This is a genomic window from Streptomyces sp. NBC_00647 (assembly GCF_045207245.1).
Classification (GTDB): Bacteria; Actinomycetota; Actinomycetes; order Streptomycetales; family Streptomycetaceae; genus Streptomyces.
This window is the reverse complement of sequence record NZ_CP109040.1, coordinates 9,502,956-9,521,697: the sequence shown is the minus strand read 5'-3', so window position 1 is coordinate 9,521,697 and position 18,742 is coordinate 9,502,956. Positions and strand designations below refer to the sequence as shown.

The following is an 18,742-nucleotide window of genomic DNA, read 5'->3' as shown; positions in this document are numbered from 1 at the left end:
CGAAGGAGCGAACCCGTGCCGCGCAGCGCGATAGCCGCCCATGCGCTGGATCCGCTGACGAAGGACCCCGCCAAGGCCGAGGCGTACCGCTACGACACATACCTGCGAGAGGGCATCCACTCCCTCGCGTCGGCCGGTGGCCGGGCGGGGGAGAGCTTGCTCGACCACACGTTCGTGGTGCTGAAACCGGACGCGTTCGCCGGCCGACGCTGCCGGCTGATCCTGGACATCCTGCGGTCCGAGGGCTGGCACCCGGTCGCGGCGACGCCGATACGCTTCGACCCACTGCTCGTGCGCGAACTGTGGCGCTACCAGTTCAACGCCGCGTCGGAGCAGCGCATAGCCGTCGTCGACCACCTCCTGTCGTCCGGCCCCAGCCTGCTCGTGCTCCTCGCGGACCGGCAGCGCCCCGACTGGCTGCCGGCCAGCGCCCGGCTGACCGCGGCGAAGGGATCGGCGGAGCCGAGCGCGGCCCGCGCAAGCGACCTGCGCAGCCGCATAGGCAGGGTCAACGGCCTCTTCAACTTCATGCACACGGCGGACGAACCAGCCGACGTGGTAAGGGAGTTGCAGCTCTTCTCCTACCAGGCAGGATGGGACTGGTGCGCGGGTCCCCTCCTCGGTTCCGGGCCGACGCACCCGGCCTGGACCCCGGACGCGCTGTTGACCGAGCTCGAGGCCGAGATCCCGGCGCACGACCTGGACGTCGAGGCAGCCCTGCGCCGTCTGTCGGCCCTGTCCTTCCCCTGGGGCGAGTGCGCCCGGGCGAACAACACGCCCGACACGATCGGGAATTGGCTCGGGATGCTCCGTGTCGCCCCGCTGCCCGCCGGCGGCGCCCGCTGGGACGTACTGACGGTCCTGACCAGCTGGATCGACTGCAACGAGCCGGGAGTCACCCCCCTGATCGCGACCGGCACCGCCGAAGCCTGGCGCCCGATCGCCCTCCCCCACGAGGTGAGCCCCGTATGACGACAGCCCCCGGCCCTCTCGCCTCCGCCCCGGAGGCCGAACGGCCCACTGTCCCGGCGCATGTCGGTGCCGGAAACCTCATCTACCGGGCCGACCACATCCCCCGATTCGTCCGGGCCGAGGGAAGCCACCTCGAATCCGCCGACGGACGACGGTACTTGGACGCCGAGGCGGCGAACGGCACCGCGGCCTTCGGCTACGACCGGACCATTCTGGCGGACGCCCTGCGCCACTGCCAGGACCTCCCCGCGCTGCCCTCCTTCTGTGAATCCGACCTGCGCCTGAACGTACTGCACCGCCTGGAGTGGCTGTTCGGCGAGGCGACCGGCGTACCGGGGCGGGTCGAACTGGACCTGGGCGGCGCGCAGGGCATGGAGACGGCGCTGCGCATCGCCTTCAGCGCGGTGGGCCCCGGCACGGTCGTCGTCTTCGAGGGCTCCTTCCACGGCAGGTCCGGTGTCACCAGCATGCTCAGCGCCAGCCCCCGCTACCGCGAACTGCTCGCGGCCTGGGGCCTGGAGGTCGTCCGGCTCCCGGTCCACGACGGCGCAGGCTGCCCTCACCCCGATCCCGCCCGGGGCGGCTGCGGCGCCGCCTGCGTCGCCGCGGTGACCCGTTGGGGCTCCGAACTGTCCGGCGTCGGCGGCACCGGCTTCCGTCGCGGGGTGAGCGCGTTCGTCTTCGAGTCCGTCCAGAACGTCGGCGGCATGGCGGAGCCCGACCACGCGGTGCTGCGGGCCGCGGTGGACCACGCGCGCGCCAACGGCGCCGTGGTCATCGCCGACGAGATCTTCACCGGCATGCACCGCACCGGTCCGCGATGGGGCTTCCAGCGCTCGGGCGTCACCCCTGACATCGTGGTCGCGAGCAAGGCTCTCACCAACGGCGCCGCCGCACTGAGCGCGGTCTGGGCCCGCGAGCCCCTGGCCGGCCCGGAGACCTACCGGCCGGGCAGTCACTCGTCGACCTACATCGGCATTCCGCACGCCCTGGGAGTCGCCCGAGCGGTCCTGGACCGCTGGGACAGCTGGCCCGACGCGGAGTCCGCCATGAGCGACCTGGCGGCGGCCATGACCACGCGCCTGGCCCAACTACAGTCGTCCCACCCGGATCTGGTGGACGGCCACCGGGCGTTCGGCGGCACCGCCCGGCTGGTCCTGACCGGCGACCACGCGCCCCTGCTCCGTCGCCTGTGCCTGACGGCGGACCCCGGCCTGGGCCTGATCGTCGCGTCCACCGGCATGGCCCCCGACGTCATCAACATCCACCCCCCGCTGGTCATCGGGGCCGACGACCTCGACGCCATGACGGAGGTCCTGGACCGCTCCCTGACCCTCCTCGCCGAGACCCTGGAGCAGCGGTGACCCCCGACCCCCTGATCTGCCTCTGCGCCCGGGTTCCGGAGAGCATCATCCTCACCGCGGTGGCCTCCGGAATCCACGACATCGCCTCCCTCCGCGAGGCCACCGGGGCGAACACCGGCTGCGGCGACTGCCTGATGGATCTGGAGGAACTGCTGGAAGCGGGGTGAGCGTCGAAGGCGCGGAGCCGAGTCCGCGGACCCCGTCGCGGACTCGGCCCCCTCCCCCTAGTCTGGGCACCATGATCGATTCGTACGCCCATCGGGACGACACCGAGGTCGCGGCGGCGGCGGCACGTTCCGGCGCGGAGGTGGTACGCGGCCTGTACGGCCGACGGCTCGCCCGCGTCGACAAGGGCGGCGGGGACTTCGCCACCGCGGCCGACGTGCTGGCGGAGCAGGCGATCCTGGACGTCCTGCGTGCCGCACGCCCCGACGACGCGGTGCTCGGCGAAGAGGGCGGGCAGCAGGGGGCCGCGGGTGCCGCTCGCCAGTGGTTGGTCGATCCCCTGTGCGGCACCCTCAACTACGCCGTCGGCTCCCTGCTGGTGGCGGTCAACGTGGCCCTGCGCCATGGGGCGGCGGCGGTGGCCGACCCGTTCGGCGACGAGGTCTTCTTCACCGACGGCGAGGCTGCCTGGGTCCGGAACGACGGGGTCGACGCGCGCCTCGCGCCCACGCCCGCCAGTCGGTTGGTCGACGTGAACCTGGACCCACCCTTTCCGAACGCGCCCGGATTCCGGGCCGTGGACCTGCTCGCCCACCCCGGATTCGTGGAACGGTTCAGACCGCGGGTCATGTCCACGACGCTGGCGTTGGCCTGGGTCGCGGCAGGCAGGCGCGCCGCGTACGTGACCGACGGCGGCGACCTGTCCGGAAGCGTGCATTTCGCCGCGGGTATCGCCCTGTGCCGGGCCGCAGGCTGCGTGGTCACGGGGATCGACGGCGCCCCGCTCGGTGAGAACGGCCGCGGACTCGTGGCGGCCGCCGACGCCGAGACCCACGATCTGCTGATGTCGATGATCCGCACCCAGAACTGACTGCGCCCCTGGAGTCGACCGCGTCCTCGCACCCGCCCTGTGTAGCCTGGAAGTCGTGTATACGACGCGCGTCTCGCGGCGCATGAACGCCTCGCGAGCAGAGGTCTACCGGACGCTGCTCGACCCGAACGCCGTCGCGAAGTGGCGGGTGCCGACCGGTATGCGCAGCGAGGTCCATGGGTTCGAGGCCCACGAAGGTGGCGCCTTCCGGGTCTCGCTCACCTATGAAACACCGAACGGAACCGGCAAGTCGGAGGCGCACACCGACACCTACCACGGCCGTTTCGTGGAGCTCGTCCCGGACGAACGCGTGGTCGAGGTCGTCGAGTTCGAGACGGCCGATCCCGGGCTCCGCGGAGAGATGACCATGACCACGGAACTGACCGAGGTGGACGGCGGAACGCAGGTCGTCATCGTGCACGAGGGAGTCCCTGACGCGGTGCCCGCCGCCGACAACGAGACCGGAACGCGCATGGCGTTGGACAACCTGGCTCGGCTGGTCGAGCCGAAGCAGGGCGAGGGGCCGTGAGGCCGACACCTCCCCAAGGGCCGCCGGCCTCGGCAACGCGTCATCCGAACCGGGAGGACGGGGGACGCAGCGAACGGGTCGGCAGGCCCTGAGCGGAGCTTCATGGCCGTCCCGCAGGGTCGAGTCTGCCCGGTCCGGGCGGTACCGGTCCGGTCCTCTCCTTCCAGGGGTGCTCGGAAGCGCGGGCACGAGTGCGGCCGACGAGCCCGAGCAGGAAGCCCGCCGGGATCGTGACCAACCCGGGCGTCTGGAGCGGGAACCAGTGGAAGTCGTCGTCGGGGAAGATCGCGATGGACGTGCCCGACACCGCGGGGGATCCGGTCAGCAGCAGCACGATCAGCGGAAGGGTCCCGTAGACGGTCCAGCGCACGCCGGTGGCGGAGTGGCCGGGCAGGAAGAGCGCGTACAGCAGGACCGGGGCGAGCACCGAGGCCGCGACGGTGAACGACAACGAGATCAGCGTCAGTCTCCCGCGGTCCCCGAGCATCGCCGCCAGGACGACGGCGACGGCTCCGACCAGGACGATGGCCAGCCGCGCCCGGCGTATCTCCCGGGCCGCCGAGCGGCCCCCATTTCCGTGGGCGGCGGCCCGGCCGCCGAAGTCGCGGGCCAGGCTGGAGGCGGCCGCCAGGGTGATACCCGCGACCGCGGCGAGGGTGGTCGCGAACACCGCGCAGGCGACGATCGCGAACAGCATGCTGTGCCGGGCACCGCCGGCGACCGGATCGAGAGCGCCCGTCACCATCAGGAGTGCGGTCGCTCCCCCGGGGTCGGCGGCCCGCAGCAGGTCCCGCCCGATGAGGGCGCAGGCACCCAGCCCGGCCACCACGACTCCGGCGCACACCACCGCGACGGGGCCCACCGCCCAGCCGACGGCGCGCCGCGCGGTGCGGGCGTCCCGGACCGGATACAGCCTCATGGTGATGTGCGGCAGACACGCGGCGCCGACCAGGAGTGTGGCCTCGAAACTGATCAGGTCGAGGCGCCCGGCGACGGAGTGGCCGAAGTGGAGTCCGGGGGTCACGTAGTCGCCGCCCGCTCCGGAGCGCTCCCGGGCGGCGTCGAAGAGGGCCGGTGGTGACCATCCGTACCGGGCGAGGACGATCCCGGCGAGCAGCAGCATGGCGGTGAGGGCCACACCGACCTTCAGGATCTGTACGTATCCGACGCCGCGCATCCCTCCGAACGCGGCGTAGCAGACCATCAGGGCGCCTCCGGCGACGGTGCACCCGGTGAGCGCGCCGTCGGGGAGCCCGAACATGGCCGCCATGATGCGACCGGCGGTGGAGAGCTGCACCAGGAGCAGCGGAGTGAGGACGACGAGCGTGGCGACGCCGAGGGCCCTGCGTACGGAGGGGGCCCCGAGCCGGTCGGCGAGGAAGTCCCCCAGGGTGAACACGCCCGCGCGGCGCAGGGGTTCACCGAGGATCCGCATGACCAGGTAGAGCGAGATGATGGTGGCACAGGCGAAGAGGATGCCGTCCACCCCGTCGAGGGCGACCGCGCCCGTGGTGCTGAGCAGGGTGGCCGCCGAGATGTAGTCACCGGCGATCGCGATCCCGCCTCCGACCGGTCCGAAGGCCGCGCTGCCGCCCGCGTAGAAATGCTCGGGGTCGTCCAGGTCGGCCGCCGCCAGCCCGCACAGCAGCAGGGACACGGCGACGAACCCGAGGAAGACCACGACGGCGAGCGACTGTCCGTCGGCGGCGCTCACGGGTGGCGCTCCGACGTCGCTGGTGCGTGCAGTCCTGTCGGTGCGCCCGGGACCGGAGGCGAGGGAGATACGGGAGACATGCCGGGCATGGCATCAGCCGCCCCGGGCCGGGTACAGGGGACGGCGCGTTCGGGAGGCGGTTGCACAGCGGTACGGGGGTGGACCTGTGCGGGGGCACAAGTCCGGTACGCCTCCATGAATCGGCGCGCCAACACCCTTGTCCACCGGGGGATTTGGCGCGGGCATTGCCCCCCGGGGCTCTCCCCCGTGCTCTCTCCCCCCGGCTCTCCCCCGTGCGAGAAGAGTGCATCCCACGCCGTTGCTCGGCCCAGCACCCTGACGGCCCTGACGGCCCTGACGGCTCCCGTCCGGACCGTCGGAGGCGCGGAGCAACGGACCGTCGGAGGCGGGGAGCGACGGCCGTCTCAGGGAAGGATCGAGTCGACGTATCCGCCGTCGACCCGCACCGCCCCCCCGGTCGTCGCCGAAGCCTGTTGCGAGCTGAGGTACACGACGAGGTTGGCGATCTCCTCGGGTTCGATCAGTCTCTGCAGGAGGGACTGGGGGCGGTATTCGCGCATGAAGGCGCGCTGCGCCTCGTCCCAGGGCAGGTCCCGGTCCACGAGTTCATAGACGAACTCCTCGACGCCGCCGGTGTGCGTGGGGCCCGCGATGACGGAGTTGACGGTGACGCCCGTACCCGCGGCCGCCTTGGCGAATCCCCTGCTCACGGCCAGCAGTGCCGTCTTGGACATGCCGTAGTGGATCATCTCAGCCGGGACGGCCACCGCCGAGTCGCTGGCGATGTACTGGACGCGCCCGAAGCCCCGGTCCGTCATGCCGGGCAGGTAGAGGCGCGTGAGACGGACGGCGGCGAGCACGTTGATCTCGAAGTAGCGCCGCCATTCGTCATCGCTGATCTCCAGAGCCGGCCGGGCCCCGAAGATCCCCAGGTTGTTGACCAGGATGTCCACCTCGGGGAGAGCCTCCAGGGCACGGGCGGCGCCTTCCTCGGTGCCGACGTCCGCGGTCACCGCCACCAGGTCCGCCCGGGGCGCCTCGGCCCGGGCGCGTCCGACAGCCTCCTCGACCCGGCGCTCGTCCCGCCCGTTGACACCGACGCGAGCGCCGGCCCGGGCCAGACCCAGGGCGATCGCCGCGCCGATTCCCTGCGTCGAGCCGGTGACGAGTGCTGTCCGTCCTGCAAGATTCAGCTCCATCAGCGCACTCCATTGCGGTCGTGGAGAGTAGGGGGCACCTCGCTCTCCCCCGTCCCGATCATCACGGATGGCCCGGACATCGGCATGGCGGACAGGAGTGGCACGAGCACCGTGGCGGCCTGGCCACCACGTTGATCCATCGGAATGATTCACCGGCGCCGCGGAGTGAAGGATCGGACGGCACGCCCCGCGTCGACGGTGCCCGGACCCTCGCGGTCACTAGCGTTGCCGCTTGTGTCGATGAGCTATGCCTTTGTGAACCTGAAACCCGGAGTGGGCAAGACGACGAGCGCGGTGTGGTTGGCCCACGCGCTGCACGAATCGGGCTTCTCACCACTGCTCGTGGACAGTGACCCCGCTTCCTCGGCTCTGCGGTGGAGCGAACTGGCGGGAGGTTTTCCGTTCCCGGTGTTCTCCCTTCCGGTCGGCGACGTGCACCGGCGCGTGAACGACTTCCTCGGCGACCGGCGGGCCGTCGTCTTCGACGCGCCGCAGATGGAGGACCACGCCCACATCACCCGGAGCGTCATGCGGTACGCGAGCGAGTGGATCGTGCCGGTCACCCCGTCCCCCATCGAACTGGACCGAATGGCGCCCATCGGCGGCGAGATGGGCGACGTACAGTCCCTGCGCGCTCTGCCGGCTCGCGCCGCGGTGCTGCTGAACCGTACGAACCGGCCCGACGCGACCCGGACCGGTCCCGACGCCGACGCCCGCGAAGCGCTCACCGAGCGCGGCTTCGACGTACTGTCCACCCACATTCCGCGACTCGACCTGTACTCCCAGTCGTTCGGCAGCCCTGTCGAGGTCAAGGGATCGGCGTACATGGATCTCGCGGACGAGCTCATCAAGCGTCAGGACACGATGTGAATCAGCGCAGGGACACGTACCGGGCCGCCTTGCAGCGGGAACCGGACACCGCCGGACCGCGCCACGCCAAGGTCGCTCGCCTGGACACGCGATACGTCCGAGTGACGATCGAGTTCGACCCCGCGTTGCCGCACGAGCTGACCCGATGGGTGGGGCCACCCGTGTCAGCGGTCCTGCGCGTCGGCGCGGCCCTGCTGCGCCCTCTGACGGGCACCACGTAGGCACGTCGCCGCACGCCCGGGGGCGCTCGAATGCCCACCGAGGACCACCGAGGACCCGCCAGAACCCACCACGGACCCGCCAAGGACCCGCCAAGGACCCGCCCGGGGAGCGAGGCACAGGATGACCGCGAGATGGGGCAGCCTGTTCGGCGCCTCGTCTCGCCCGGCCGGGCGAGACGCATCGACAGATGACCGCCCGGCCCCCGCCCCACCGGTTTGCCGTCCCCCTTCGGTGGTTCTACGATGGCGCCAAATATTTTAGCTCGCGAGATAAATCTTCTCGCGCCTTGCCACTCCGAGGAGACTCATGAGCGGTCTGCATGGAACGCACGACCTGGGCCACACCGTCGCCGGATGGACCGGAACCGCCATCGCGGTGATCGGTTTCTGTGTCGCGGGAGCCGCCATGACGAGGGGCTCGACACCGGGTCTCGTGCTGGGCGCGGGTGTCGTCGCCGTCGCCGCGCCGGTCACCTGGGTGCTGCATCTGAGCGGCTGGGGCAAGCCGAGCGGGCCCCGGTCCGTCCCTGAACAGAACTGGCGCGTCAGGGACCACGCAGCCGCCCAGGGACACCCCGAATGTCTCGGCTGCCGCGTCGCAGGACGAACCGGCGCCCGCCGCGGCGCCGCCGGGTCCGGCAGCAGGCGGCTACCGTCCGCGCGTCCATCCCGAGAGAGCGCGCCGACCCGCTTCCGGTCAGCCGTGCCGGTAGAGGCTTCAGCGGTGCCGGCTGAGGCTGCAGCGGTTCCGGCTGAGGCTTCAGTCGTACGGAGCGAGGGCTGGGGCTGGGACGGGGGCGGGGGCGGGCGCTGAACCGCCCGGGCACTCAGTCCCGTGCCGGTGACGGGCTTTCGGCCCGGGCGGCGCCCTCGGCCCGGGCGGCGTCGCGCAGGTCGTCCAGGCTCTCCTGCATCGCCGTCCTGGCCCTGGAGAACCAGTCCGCCAGTACCGCGACCTCGTCGCGGGTGAAGTCGGCGAAGAGCAGGCGCAGACGCTCGTAGAAGGGGCCGTAGACCTCGAGGATGCGCGCCTGAGCGGACTCGTCCATCACGACCCAGACCCGTCGACGGTCCGTCAGGTCACTCTCCCTGCGGATGAAACGAGCCTTCTCCAACCGGTTGAGCACACCGGTGACAGCACCCGTGCTCAACCGGGCTCGCGCGGCGAGATCGCTGGCGCCCAGCGACTCACCGGCCAAGGAGGCCTCGATCACGAACCCGAGACAGGTCAGGTCGGTGACGTTGAGCCCGAGCCGTCCGGCGATGTCCTGCTGCCCGAACTGCGCCAGCGCGATCAGGCGGTCCATCTCGTACAACGCCTGATCGGCGGTCGCCTCGGGACGCGCCTTGCCCTCCATGCATCACCCATGACCCATGACATCACTACGCCAAGCCGAATCGGACGGGACAAACCCTAACGTTCATCCGCCCAGGCCACAGACCAGGCCGCGAGTACTGACGAACAGGGGTGTGCGGCGACGGGGCCCTCCGTGAGAGCCACCGGGCCCGGATCTGCGGCACCACAGCCGTTCGCCCCGTTCGGCAACTCGACCAACCGCGACCGCACGCTCGCCGGCCGAGCGCTCACCCAAACTGCTTCGGGACGAAGAGGTCCGGGTCCAAGGCTCGCAAAGCCGGCAGGCGTCATGCTGGCTGAGCCGGTTTCGACGCTGCCTGCTGTCAAGCCAGGGCAGGCATGAAGCCGCCGCGGGCGGTGCCCGGGGACAGCAGGGCAGACCAGTCGAGCGCCTCGGGTAGTTGGTCCAAAGACAGAACGACTGCTCCGCCCGCCTGCTCGGCATCCACGCACCAGTCAGCCATGCCGCTCGATACCGCACCACCCTCGGCCCCGCCGAGCACCGGCGCAACGAAAGCGGGAACGACTAGTCCGTGTTCCCGGGTCCATCTACGACACACAGGGTGAGTCGGGGGACGATGCTCCACCCCTCGCACAGGGGCACTGCCCCGTCGTGTGAGGTCAGGAGCGGCAGGGCATCGTGAACAGGCGCGTCGGCCAGCAGGAGCACGGGCGTGGCACCACGGACGAACAGAGTTTTCTCAGGATCCAGCAGCACGGGACCACTCTCGCAGGCTGGGGGAAAGGAGCAGCAGGGGGGTGTCGAGAAAGGCAGCGAGCGCGCGTTGGCCAAACGCGCCTGTCATCCATCGCTGCCATTTGCCATTTGCCATCAACGATCTCGGACAGCGGCGTACCCCCTGGAAAACCGACGTACGACGCGCGGCAGCAAGACCCCCGAGTCTGCAGAAGTCCGGGAACGACGTCGGGCGGCGAAGCGGCTCGGGCTGCCTGGCTTCCGGATGAGTAGTGGCCCCGTTCTGGAACGGGTTCTGGCCCCACTTGGACGTCGGGAAGACATTGATCACCAGCGAGTCTTGGCCCCACCCAGGGGTAGCTGTGGGGCCTCCGGGGCGGTTCTGACTGGCGTGGTCGGCATGGGGCAATGCATCGTGCGGTGGTGAATGAATTTGCCTTTGTCGAGCATGAAGACCGTTGGACCTTGGGTCTTCGGGGTCTTCCTGTTGCCAAGATCAGCGTTGACTACCGGTTGTCACTTCTGCTGGGGACGGATGCCTGGGTCGTTCTGGAGGGGCCGTGCCGGCTGTCGCAGGGGGCGGCTGGCGGGGATGATCGGCGGGAGATGCTGGATCCTCAGCAGCAGGACGTAGCTGCGGCTCTGGCCTTGTTCGGAGCCAAGGTTGTGTCGGCTGTGGCTTTCAAAACGGGTTCGCTGAGGCTGGTTTTCGACAATGGGCTGCATCTCACTTGCCGGGCCGACCCATCGTTCGAAGCCTGGCAGCTGACGGGGCCGGGAGGCTGGCGTTTCGTGTCGATGCCCGGTGGGGAGCTTGCGGTGTGGTCCGGCTCCTAGGGGATCAAGAGTGGTGTAAACCCGTTGAACCTCGGGCCAGTATGGGCACTACTGTTCCATCGTGATCGACATCAGCGCGGCCCGACTCGGGGCCGAAGCCGCCCGCCGCTTGAAGCAGGCCGACTGCTGCGAGATAGAGCCCGGGCTCACTGACGACGAGTTCGAGCGTATAGAGGCGGAATACGGCTTCCAATTCTCAGACGATCACCGTGCCTTTCTCGCTGCTGGCCTACCGGTCAGCGAACCACCCCAGGAAGGCGCGACCTGGGACAAGCCCTGGCCCGATTGGCGCAACGGCAATCCCGCCGAGCTGCGATCCCATCTCGCATGGCCGACCGAGGGCATATTGCTCGAGGTGGAGCATGGTTACTGGTACCGGGGATGGGGGCGGCGGCCCACAGAGCCGCAGGATGCCCGGGGCGTCGCCGAACGACACCTGGCAGCAGTCCCTCAACTGGCCCCGGTATACGCGCACCGGTTCCTTCCGGCGGACCTACGCGCACCCCGTCCTGTCGATCTGGGACGGCACCGACATCATCTACTACGGTAGCGACCTGGCCGATTACATCGACCACGAGTTCAACGAAGATCACGAACCAGACTGGGAGAACTGGAACCCGAAGGCGACCGTCCCCTTCTGGAAGGACTTCTTGCGGTAGTCGGGCTTCCTGCCAGCAGATCTCAAACACGGTCTCAAAGAGTGTTTTGTCCCGCTGAGGTTGTTTGGTGTCGATTTGCAGACCGAGGTGGTATGGGGCCCTTGGGGCAGGCGTGCCTGATGTGGGGCAAGGGATTCGTGTCGTCGTTCGGCGACCCGTTTCGTTCCGTTCGCTCCTGTCTGATGCCAACGCGCCCCCGGTTGACCTCGTTTGCGCCCTGGGGAGATGGTCTGCTCGACGGTACTACCGAAACATGACGCGACACCGCCCATACCCCAGCGACCTCTCCGATGCGCGCTGGGAACTGATCGGGCCCACTCTCACCAACTGGCGGGCCGAGCGCAGAGGCAAGGGTCTCGACATCGGTCGCCCGCCTGAGCATGACCTGCGCCGCATCATGGACGCCATCCTCTACGTCGACCGCACCGGCATTGCCTGGCGCTACCTGCCCCACGACTTCCCGCCATGGGAGACGGTCTACGGCTACTTCGCCGCCTGGCAAAAAGAAGGCGTCTTCGGCCAACTCAACGGTCTCCTGCGACGCCTGGTCCGTGAGGCCGAAGGCCGCGACGCCGAGCCAACCGCATGCATGCTGGACGCACAGAGCGTGAAGACCTCCGCGAACGTGCCCGCCACCAGCCAGGGCATCGATGCCGGCAAGAAAATCGCAGGCCGCAAGCGCCACATCGGAGTGGACACCCTCGGCCTGCTCCTCGCTGTCTGGGTCACCGCGGCGAGCGTCTCCGACAACGTCGGCGGCATACACGTGATGTCCCACATCGCCGCCACTCACCCTCGCGTGACCAAAGCATGGGCCGACACCGGCTACCGCACCAAAGCCATCGACCACGGCGCACGCCTCGGCATCGACGTCGAAGTCGTCCAACGCAAGCCGGGCATCAAAGGGTTCAAGGTGATTCCCCGACGTTGGGTGGTCGAGCGGACCTTCGGCTGGCTCATGCACCACCGCCGCCTGGCCCGCGACTACGAAGCCCATCCCCACCGTTCCGAAGCCATAATCCACGTCGCGATGATCGACCTCATAAGCCGCAGACTCACCCGCGAATCCACCCTGAACTGGCGCGACACCTGAACCTCGAACCAAACCACCTCAGCGGGACAAAACGCTCCTTCAGCGACTGCCTGGGGTCACTGCCGCAGTGGACTGAAATCACTGCGCGCCCGATAGGTCCAAGTCCATACCCTCTGCGACATGGCCCCTTAGGAATCAAGCTCGTTGCCCCGTGGGCCCCGGCCTGTGGACGGAGGACCATACGAGTGCCCGTGCCGCCGACTCATGACTCTGGAGACATCGCCCGGCTTCGAGATCTGTCCAGAACGCGAGTGGGAGGACGATGGGCAGGACGATTTCGACGCGGACAAAGTCCTGGGCGGTGCCGACGGGTTGGAGAGCCTGACGGAAGCGCGGGAACGCTACGCGGCGTGCATGGCCGAGTCAGCCGATCCTGGCAGCGTCAGTCGGGGCGGCGAGGGGGCTTGGTGGTCCGCCGCAAGATTGGTTATCGAAGACTCAGGCGAGCTACAGCCGAGACAGGCCGAGTAGGCGCGCAGTTGCAGGTCAGATCAAACATGCCCGCGTGCCACCATCGCGCCAGATGAGGCGGGAACTTACGGGAACCTCGGCCACCGGCAGTTGATCGACGCGGTGCGCTGCCTCGTTGACAACGGCATCACATGGCGGGCGATGCCGTCCAACTTCCCGCCCTGGCCGTGCGTCTACGCCTTCTTCGCTCGCTGGCGGGATACGGCGTTGGTGGGCGAACTGCATGAGCATCTGCACCAGGCAGGCCGCCGGACGGAAGGCCGTGGACCGGAGCCGAGTGCAACCGTGGTGGACACACAGTCGGTGAAGGCGGACGCCACTCCACCGAGGGGTGGGACGGCAGACCGGATGGCGGCAGGGAGGATTGTGGTTCCGTGGAACCGATCAGTGCAGTCGCCGGCCCTCAGGCTCATGCGAAGGGGGAGAGTCCAGCAGTCTCAAGGTGATCAAGCAGGTCTTGAAGACATGCGTCCGGCGAGGGCTGGTCGGTACGAAAGAACGAATCCTTGCCCAAAGCTCCGCCGGACACGATCACCATCCACCGTGTGCCCGGGGTGCGCTCGCCGTCAGCCTTGAAGACTGCGCAGCACCCCTGCTCGGTCAGCCATTCCATGAGTTCCACGACGTCCATGCCCACCCCTCCCCTGTAGATCTTGCCAGCACCAAGCATCAGGTGACCGGTGGGGCCGTCCCTGGGCCGTGCGAAGGTGACCAAGGGTGCACCACGACGACAACCGCTGACGGTTCCCCGCAGCTCACGGGAATGATCATGGGTTGGCCCGCAGGTCAAAGAACCGGGGCGTCACTTCTTCGGCTACTGACCACACCCGGAGGCGCTTGACGTCACCATCGCCGCAGCGGCCATCTAGAGGCGGCCAACGGCGTGCCCTCCCGGGCTCGTTCGGTCGGGAAACCGCGAGGAGCCCCCAGCCAGCCCATGGCGCCGCGGCTCCAACGGGGACACCTCGCGTCACCTCACCCGAGCCGCTCGACCTCCGACAGCCGGACACCGCCGATCTTGGAGAAATCGCCCTTCGTGATCTCCGCCCGTCCCCGCTGACAGTCAACCCCGAGAGGAGGGCGCCCGCGGGAACGGCCAGGTCATGTCCGGTTGCATTGATCCCATGGCCGCATCCTCGTCTACGACCGGAGTCCCGTCATGCCCTGGGGCCGCTACTCAGGGCGCCGGAGGGATGGTTGAGGGATAAACGCCACCCCGTGAACCGTCCCGGGCACAGCACCAGGCCCCTCTCACGCCGGTGCGGCACTGTCACCCGGAGGGCGGCGGAGCAGGTGCAGACAGACGACCGAGGCAACGACGGTCCGCCGTTCGAAGGCGTTCAGGCGGGGATTCGTTTCGACTACGTACCGCTGCAATCCGAGCCACGCGTCGCCGGAGCTCACCGTGACCCGGCCGAGTATCTCGGGCGCCGGGCTCCGTCTCGGATCGGTCTCCGTAAGAAGCCATTCGGCGGACAGGTGACCCCACCGCGTGAGGAGGAGCTGGCGTCCCTGTTCCGTCTGAAGGGTCAGCCGTAGGGTCTTCACGACTCCACGGGCAACGGCGGTGCCGACCTCCGAGTCCGCGCTGTCGGTGAAGTGGAACCACACCGGTCCGAACTGGCCGAACCGGGAACGCCTCTTGATACGGACGATGCACTCGCCGGACGCTTTCGCGAGGAGGGAGTGAGTGTCGTCGGTGTGCGTGACCTGGGCCAGCAGGGTCCCTTCCACGGTGGACACGGCCAGGGCGGGACCCACGTATCTGCGCCACCGTGAACGCTCCGGTTGCCCCACCACGACGGCTTCCAGTTCGAACAGACCGGGTTCCGTCATCGGTCTTCCTTCCCCCACCACGGCTTCCCCCTCGACTGAGTGGGTTCACTGTGACGGAGAACCTGCCCGACTCCCATCCTTCGGGCGGAAATCGACGCCACGCGATGTCGCCCGGGACGATGCCCGTCTGCTAGAAGTTCTCAGGGCGAGCGCAGCTCGAACGCCGAGGTCCATCTCGTGGCTTCCGTTCGGCTGCATGGTTCGGTTCCTCCTTCTCAGCGCAGCTGCTCGGCCAGTCCGACGATGATGCCCTCCGGGCCGCGGAGGTAGCAGAGCAGATAGCTGTCCTCGAACCGGGCGATCTCGCCGACGAGTTCGGCGCCGTGAGGGCGCAGGCGGGCGACGGTGTCCTCGATGTCGTCGACGGCGAACATGACGCGGTGCGTGCCCAGAATGTTGTGCGGCTGGTTGCGCGGCCCGGCGCTGATCGCCGCTGGGCTGCGGTACTTCGCCAGCTCGAGCCGGCTGTGACCGTCTGGAGTCCGGACCATCGCGATGTCACAGTGGACGCCGTCGAGCCCGGTGCACTGGTCGGCGACGAGGCCCTCGACCTCCGCCCTGCCCTCCAGCTCCATTCCGAGTTCCACGAAGAACGCGATGGCGGCATCCATGTCCTCGACGACGATGCCGACGTTGTCCATCCGCTGAATCGCCATGCTGGTTTCTCCTTCTCCTCGTGCGGCCGGTGGTGGCCGCTGCTGTCCCTGGGACGGAGCCGGTGGCACGTTCTCGACATCCGCAGACCGCCGAACTCCGAAAAATCTGGATCGCGCCTCAGGTGAGATTCATACCAATGTGCCAACCCACCGTCGGCACGATGAGAATGGCTCCCACGATGCCCGCACCGTGGCTGCTGCGCTGTGCGAGGTAGAGAGCGGAGCAAGCGCGCTCAGCCAGATACCCGGCAGGAGCGACCTTAGCCAAGGGACGTTGGCGCCCCTACCTCGACCTTCGAGGTGACGGGTCCGACTCATGACCATCACCCCGGCCCTCCTGCCACATGCACCGCAGAGCGCCAGGACCTGCGAGAGAGCAGTCAAAGCGTTCGAATTTGGCCTACGGAACCAATGCCGGTAGAAGCATGTCGTAGATGTAGATCCTCCGACCATGAAACGAAATGGATTTGCATCAAGTGGCACAGGCGACCCGTCCGGACGAACCAGAACCTCCCGCATCTCCCCCAGCGCAGGTGCCCCCACCACGGCCGACTCCCGATCCAGGCCAGACTCCCACCCCCCGGCTTTCAAGAAGGCTGCGGGCTCGACAAGCTCTGCACAGAACGAACTGGGAGAGGTTGGCCACCATAACGGCTGCCGCAGCGGCTGCCATCGGCCTCGTATTCAGCGCCTGGACCACTTACATCTCACAGGAGGTGGCGCGAGATCAGCTGGCGCATTCGAAAGATCAAGATGAAGAATCGCAGCGCTCTCAGGCCGCTTCGGCAAATGCGTGGGTGGAACAGAGATGGAAGAGCGGAGTAGCGGCACTGGTCATCTCGAATCGATCTTTTGAGCCGCTCAAGGACGTAGTAGTTGGCATGATCGTCTTCGGGTACGTCGGAGAGGAGCAGAAACCTCTACGAGTCGCCACTATCTCAATAGCGGACTCGATCCCGCCGTGCTCAAAAGTAGAACTACACCTTAAAGATGTCTACGCTACAGACGAAAAGGTGAACACTCTGCTGGAGCACGCCAAAGTTGACGACTATTTCATCTCATTCAGAGACGCCAACGCGAGGGAATGGGAACGCGATAAATACGGCAGCCTCCGGCAAGCGTCTCGAAATGCCGACAACTCCACCCGGGAAGAGTATGTTTCTCTCGGAGAGACTCTCGAATACGATGGACCGCATCAAGCGAAACTTGACGAGGAACTCAACTCTTACAAAGCTCTTGATTGCGGAGATAGGTAATTCAAGACCGGCTCGCCCCGGCAACGGCTCATACAGAGGGAAGACCCCCGCAGGCCCCAGGGCGAGAAGAAGCACAGGCCACGACAGCCGTATTTGGCTGGCCAGAACGCGTCTCCGGCTCCAACATGACCGCATGGACCGGTTGCGGCACAGCGCTTGGCAGTACGTGGCAGAGGTACTCCACGCCGAGGAACTGCCGATGCTGGCCGCGCATGCGCTCGTTGACGGGCATGATTCGCCGTCCCTGCGCGAGCTGGCGGGACTGCCACGCCGGAGCGACGCGTCCGAAGTGCGCGAGCTGTACGTCCAAGCCCTGCACGAACTCGACGTACCCCTTCCTGACGACGTGGCGGCCGGCCGATGTCTCCTCGTGAGCCTCGCGTTCGGTCTCGCGGAGGGCGAGCTGAGCCCCAAGGAAGTGGCCGACCGCATGTCGATGACGGTCACAGCTCTCAGTGAGGAGGAGGCGCGGTTCCTCTCCGTCGCTGCGGACTACAGCGAATGGCTCGGGCCCACAGACCTCCCGGGATGGGAACGCGATCTCCGGACCGCAGCCCACGCATTGGCTGCCTCCACCGACCTTGCTCCCAGCATCGGTCGCCCAGGCATGCGCGTCACTTGACCAACCCGCCTTGGTCCCGCTCGGGTGCCAACACTGAAGGCGGAGATGCGGGCTGCCACCGAGCCGCCGAGCCCCGCCCGGCACCGCACGTGCCCTGCCGGAAGCTCAGGTGTCCATCGGGTGGCCGCCGTCGCCTTCGACCACGGTCCGGTCGACGCCGGGCTCGTCGGCCCGCTCGACCATCGTCAGGTCGATCTCCCCGTCGCCGGTGGTGTCGAACTGGTAGAGATCGGCCTTGCCGTCACCTGTGGTGTCGGTCATCCATACGTCGGTCCTGCCGTCACCGTTGGTGTCGGCGCTGAGGACGACGTGATGCTCGTCCCCCTGGGTCTCGATCACTTCTTCGGTGCCGTCATTCGTCTCCATGACGGCCGGTTGCCCCCGTCGACCCGTCCAAAACTACGGCCCCTCGCGGCCTGGCAGGACAGGATCAGGCTCCAGGGCCGGCCCCGGAGGCCCGCGAGCGGCTGAACGCTCAGGCCAGGAACCGCGTCAGCGCATCGTTGACTTCGACCGGTTGTTCCGTGGGGAGGGAGTGGTGGGAGGCGTTCGGGAGGAGAGTGACGGTCGCGCCGGGCATGAGCCGGCGGGCCTCGGCGGCCACGCGCCGCACGTTGTGTGCGCGGCTGCGACCGGCAAGGAGTACCAGCGCAGGAACGGCGCAGGCCGTCAGATCCTCCGGCTTCGGGCGTCGCATGGCGACGACCTTCGAGCGGCGGGCGGTGGCGGTGCTGCCCAGGAACGCCCGCCAGGCGGGATTCTCGGGCGTACGGCCCGTTTCCCACCGGTGGAAGGCTGCCACGCGTTCGGCGCTGGGCTTGAGCAGCATCGGCAGCGCGCGACCGAGGTATCCGAAGCTCATCCCGGCGAAGCAGTTGGTGGGGTCCAGCAACGCGAGGCGGCCGAGCCGGTGCGGTGCGCGCAGCGCGTAGTTCAGGGCGATCCAGGCTCCGTAGGAGTGGCCGCACAGGTGCGCGCCGTCCAGGCGCAGCTCGTCGAAAAGGGCGTCGAGCCACGCCGTCAGGTCATCGGCGCAGCGCAGTGGCGCCCCGTCGTGGACGCTGCGGCCGATGTCGCCCATCAGGTCGGGCGCGTAGACCCGATGGGCGGCGGACAGGGGCCCGACGTTGGCGAACCACACGACCGAAGTGGTGCCGCCGCCGGGCAGCAGTACGAGCGGGGTGCCGTCCTTCGGACCGGTGATGTGGACTCGGGTTCTGCCGTAGGGAGACGACACATCGACGCTCTCGACCTCGACGGGCCACTGGCGCAGGACCGTGTCGTACGCCGCCTGGAACCCCGCCTCACCATCCATGATCGCCGCCCTATGAT

General features: G+C 68.4%; 21 protein-coding genes and 2 pseudogenes. 15 read left to right on the top strand and 8 right to left on the bottom strand.

Annotation, left to right across the window (positions count from 1 at the left end; translation table 11 throughout):
* Positions 1–15 precede the first annotated feature (15 nt).
* The 5 genes from OG788_RS41885 to OG788_RS41865 all read left to right on the top strand — a co-directional run bounded on the left by OG788_RS41885 (position 16) and on the right by OG788_RS41865 (position 3,901).
* Entirely contained in the window at positions 16–972 is a 957-nt protein-coding gene (locus tag OG788_RS41885; RefSeq protein WP_406376142.1) for a nucleoside-diphosphate kinase, read from the top strand.
* Positions 969–2,336: an aminotransferase class III-fold pyridoxal phosphate-dependent enzyme gene (locus tag OG788_RS41880; RefSeq protein ID WP_406376141.1), complete on the top strand. Its 1,368-nt coding sequence runs from the start codon at positions 969–971 to the stop codon at positions 2,334–2,336. The genes OG788_RS41885 and OG788_RS41880 overlap by 4 nt, the downstream gene beginning before the upstream one ends.
* Positions 2,333–2,503: a (2Fe-2S)-binding protein gene (locus tag OG788_RS41875; protein ID WP_351132521.1), complete on the top strand. Its 171-nt coding sequence runs from the start codon at positions 2,333–2,335 to the stop codon at positions 2,501–2,503. The genes OG788_RS41880 and OG788_RS41875 overlap by 4 nt, the downstream gene beginning before the upstream one ends.
* A 71-nt stretch (positions 2,504–2,574) precedes the next feature.
* Positions 2,575–3,372: an inositol monophosphatase family protein gene (locus OG788_RS41870; protein WP_406376140.1), complete on the top strand. Its 798-nt coding sequence runs from the start codon at positions 2,575–2,577 to the stop codon at positions 3,370–3,372.
* Positions 3,373–3,427: 55 nt separating this feature from the next.
* Positions 3,428–3,901, top strand: a complete 474-nt coding sequence (locus OG788_RS41865; RefSeq protein WP_406376139.1) for an SRPBCC domain-containing protein — start codon at positions 3,428–3,430, stop codon at positions 3,899–3,901.
* Between the two features lie 100 nt (positions 3,902–4,001).
* On the opposite strand, the gene OG788_RS41860 is transcribed toward OG788_RS41865, so the two are convergent.
* Both OG788_RS41860 and OG788_RS41855 read right to left on the bottom strand, forming a co-directional pair.
* Positions 4,002–5,615, bottom strand: a complete 1,614-nt coding sequence (locus OG788_RS41860) for a cation acetate symporter (RefSeq protein ID WP_406376138.1) — start codon at positions 5,613–5,615, stop codon at positions 4,002–4,004.
* Positions 5,616–6,040: 425 nt separating this feature from the next.
* Complete coding sequence (locus OG788_RS41855) at positions 6,041–6,835, bottom strand: SDR family NAD(P)-dependent oxidoreductase (protein WP_406376137.1); 795 nt, start codon at positions 6,833–6,835, stop codon at positions 6,041–6,043.
* 255 nt (positions 6,836–7,090) lie between these two features.
* Between OG788_RS41855 and OG788_RS41850 the strand changes: the two genes are divergently transcribed.
* From OG788_RS41850 to OG788_RS41840, 3 genes and pseudogenes are all read left to right on the top strand, one after another.
* Positions 7,091–7,705 (top strand): hypothetical protein, encoded by a 615-nt coding sequence (locus OG788_RS41850; RefSeq protein WP_406376136.1) that lies wholly within the window; start codon positions 7,091–7,093, stop codon positions 7,703–7,705.
* Positions 7,702–7,926 (top strand): hypothetical protein, encoded by a 225-nt coding sequence (locus OG788_RS41845; protein WP_406376135.1) that lies wholly within the window; start codon positions 7,702–7,704, stop codon positions 7,924–7,926. The genes OG788_RS41850 and OG788_RS41845 overlap by 4 nt, the downstream gene beginning before the upstream one ends.
* Positions 7,927–8,233: 307 nt before the next feature.
* Positions 8,234–8,593, top strand: a pseudogene (locus OG788_RS41840) (HGxxPAAW family protein); the annotation flags it as partial.
* 160 nt (positions 8,594–8,753) lie between these two features.
* On the opposite strand, the gene OG788_RS41835 reads toward OG788_RS41840, so the two are convergent.
* Positions 8,754–9,284 (bottom strand): MarR family transcriptional regulator, encoded by a 531-nt coding sequence (locus OG788_RS41835; protein WP_406376134.1) that lies wholly within the window; start codon positions 9,282–9,284, stop codon positions 8,754–8,756.
* Positions 9,285–10,403: 1,119 nt separating this feature from the next.
* On the opposite strand from OG788_RS41835, the gene OG788_RS41830 reads away from it, so the two are divergent.
* The 5 genes and pseudogenes from OG788_RS41830 to OG788_RS41810 form a co-directional block, all read left to right on the top strand.
* The gene (locus OG788_RS41830) at positions 10,404–10,817 is read left to right on the top strand and encodes a DUF6188 family protein (protein WP_406376133.1); all 414 of its coding nucleotides are present in this window, start codon (positions 10,404–10,406) and stop codon (positions 10,815–10,817) included.
* A 410-nt stretch (positions 10,818–11,227) separates the two neighbouring features.
* Complete coding sequence (locus OG788_RS41825; protein ID WP_406376132.1) at positions 11,228–11,476, top strand: hypothetical protein; 249 nt, start codon at positions 11,228–11,230, stop codon at positions 11,474–11,476.
* Positions 11,477–11,729: 253 nt separating this feature from the next.
* The gene (locus OG788_RS41820) at positions 11,730–12,569 is read left to right on the top strand and encodes an IS5 family transposase (protein WP_406376131.1); all 840 of its coding nucleotides are present in this window, start codon (positions 11,730–11,732) and stop codon (positions 12,567–12,569) included.
* A gap of 165 nt (positions 12,570–12,734) precedes the next feature.
* Positions 12,735–13,040, top strand: a complete 306-nt coding sequence (locus tag OG788_RS41815; protein ID WP_406376130.1) for a CPCC family cysteine-rich protein — start codon at positions 12,735–12,737, stop codon at positions 13,038–13,040.
* A 102-nt stretch (positions 13,041–13,142) separates the two neighbouring features.
* Positions 13,143–13,202: pseudogene (locus OG788_RS41810) on the top strand (hypothetical protein); the annotation flags it as partial.
* A 247-nt stretch (positions 13,203–13,449) separates the two neighbouring features.
* Here the strand turns inward: OG788_RS41810 and OG788_RS41805 are convergent.
* From OG788_RS41805 to OG788_RS41795, 3 genes are all read right to left on the bottom strand, one after another.
* Positions 13,450–13,671 carry a hypothetical protein gene (locus tag OG788_RS41805; protein ID WP_406376129.1) on the bottom strand — a complete coding sequence of 74 codons (222 nt, stop codon included), beginning with the start codon at positions 13,669–13,671 and terminating at the stop codon, positions 13,450–13,452.
* Positions 13,672–14,291: 620 nt separating this feature from the next.
* The gene (locus OG788_RS41800; RefSeq protein ID WP_406376128.1) at positions 14,292–14,876 is read right to left on the bottom strand and encodes a hypothetical protein; all 585 of its coding nucleotides are present in this window, start codon (positions 14,874–14,876) and stop codon (positions 14,292–14,294) included.
* 215 nt (positions 14,877–15,091) lie between these two features.
* Positions 15,092–15,532 (bottom strand): VOC family protein, encoded by a 441-nt coding sequence (locus OG788_RS41795; RefSeq protein WP_406376127.1) that lies wholly within the window; start codon positions 15,530–15,532, stop codon positions 15,092–15,094.
* Between the two features lie 638 nt (positions 15,533–16,170).
* On the opposite strand from OG788_RS41795, the gene OG788_RS41790 reads away from it, so the two are divergent.
* Complete coding sequence (locus OG788_RS41790) at positions 16,171–16,788, top strand: hypothetical protein (RefSeq protein WP_406376126.1); 618 nt, start codon at positions 16,171–16,173, stop codon at positions 16,786–16,788.
* Between the two features lie 133 nt (positions 16,789–16,921).
* A complete protein-coding gene (locus OG788_RS41785; protein WP_406376125.1) occupies positions 16,922–17,410 on the top strand; it encodes a hypothetical protein in 489 nt (162 codons plus the stop codon).
* 105 nt (positions 17,411–17,515) lie between these two features.
* Here the strand turns inward: OG788_RS41785 and OG788_RS41780 are convergent, their stop codons facing one another.
* Together OG788_RS41780 and OG788_RS41775 are read right to left on the bottom strand one after the other, a co-directional pair.
* Positions 17,516–17,776 carry a hypothetical protein gene (locus tag OG788_RS41780; protein WP_406376124.1) on the bottom strand — a complete coding sequence of 87 codons (261 nt, stop codon included), beginning with the start codon at positions 17,774–17,776 and terminating at the stop codon, positions 17,516–17,518.
* 109 nt (positions 17,777–17,885) lie between these two features.
* Complete coding sequence (locus tag OG788_RS41775) at positions 17,886–18,725, bottom strand: alpha/beta fold hydrolase (protein ID WP_406376123.1); 840 nt, start codon at positions 18,723–18,725, stop codon at positions 17,886–17,888.
* Positions 18,726–18,742 lie beyond the last annotated feature (17 nt).

Coding starts and splice junctions, on each gene's coding strand:
- OG788_RS41880 (WP_406376141.1), top strand. CDS start 969: ATGACGACAGCCCCCGGCCCTCTCGCCTCCGCCCCGGAGGCCGAACGG.
- OG788_RS41870 (WP_406376140.1), top strand. CDS start 2,575: ATGATCGATTCGTACGCCCATCGGGACGACACCGAGGTCGCGGCGGCG.
- OG788_RS41855 (WP_406376137.1), bottom strand. CDS start 6,835: ATGGAGCTGAATCTTGCAGGACGGACAGCACTCGTCACCGGCTCGACG.
- OG788_RS41835 (WP_406376134.1), bottom strand. CDS start 9,284: ATGGAGGGCAAGGCGCGTCCCGAGGCGACCGCCGATCAGGCGTTGTAC.
- OG788_RS41825 (WP_406376132.1), top strand. CDS start 11,228: ATGCCCGGGGCGTCGCCGAACGACACCTGGCAGCAGTCCCTCAACTGG.
- OG788_RS41820 (WP_406376131.1), top strand. CDS start 11,730: ATGACGCGACACCGCCCATACCCCAGCGACCTCTCCGATGCGCGCTGG.
- OG788_RS41805 (WP_406376129.1), bottom strand. CDS start 13,671: ATGGACGTCGTGGAACTCATGGAATGGCTGACCGAGCAGGGGTGCTGC.
- OG788_RS41800 (WP_406376128.1), bottom strand. CDS start 14,876: ATGACGGAACCCGGTCTGTTCGAACTGGAAGCCGTCGTGGTGGGGCAA.
- OG788_RS41795 (WP_406376127.1), bottom strand. CDS start 15,532: ATGGCGATTCAGCGGATGGACAACGTCGGCATCGTCGTCGAGGACATG.
- OG788_RS41785 (WP_406376125.1), top strand. CDS start 16,922: ATGGACCGGTTGCGGCACAGCGCTTGGCAGTACGTGGCAGAGGTACTC.
- OG788_RS41780 (WP_406376124.1), bottom strand. CDS start 17,776: ATGGAGACGAATGACGGCACCGAAGAAGTGATCGAGACCCAGGGGGAC.
- OG788_RS41775 (WP_406376123.1), bottom strand. CDS start 18,725: ATGGATGGTGAGGCGGGGTTCCAGGCGGCGTACGACACGGTCCTGCGC.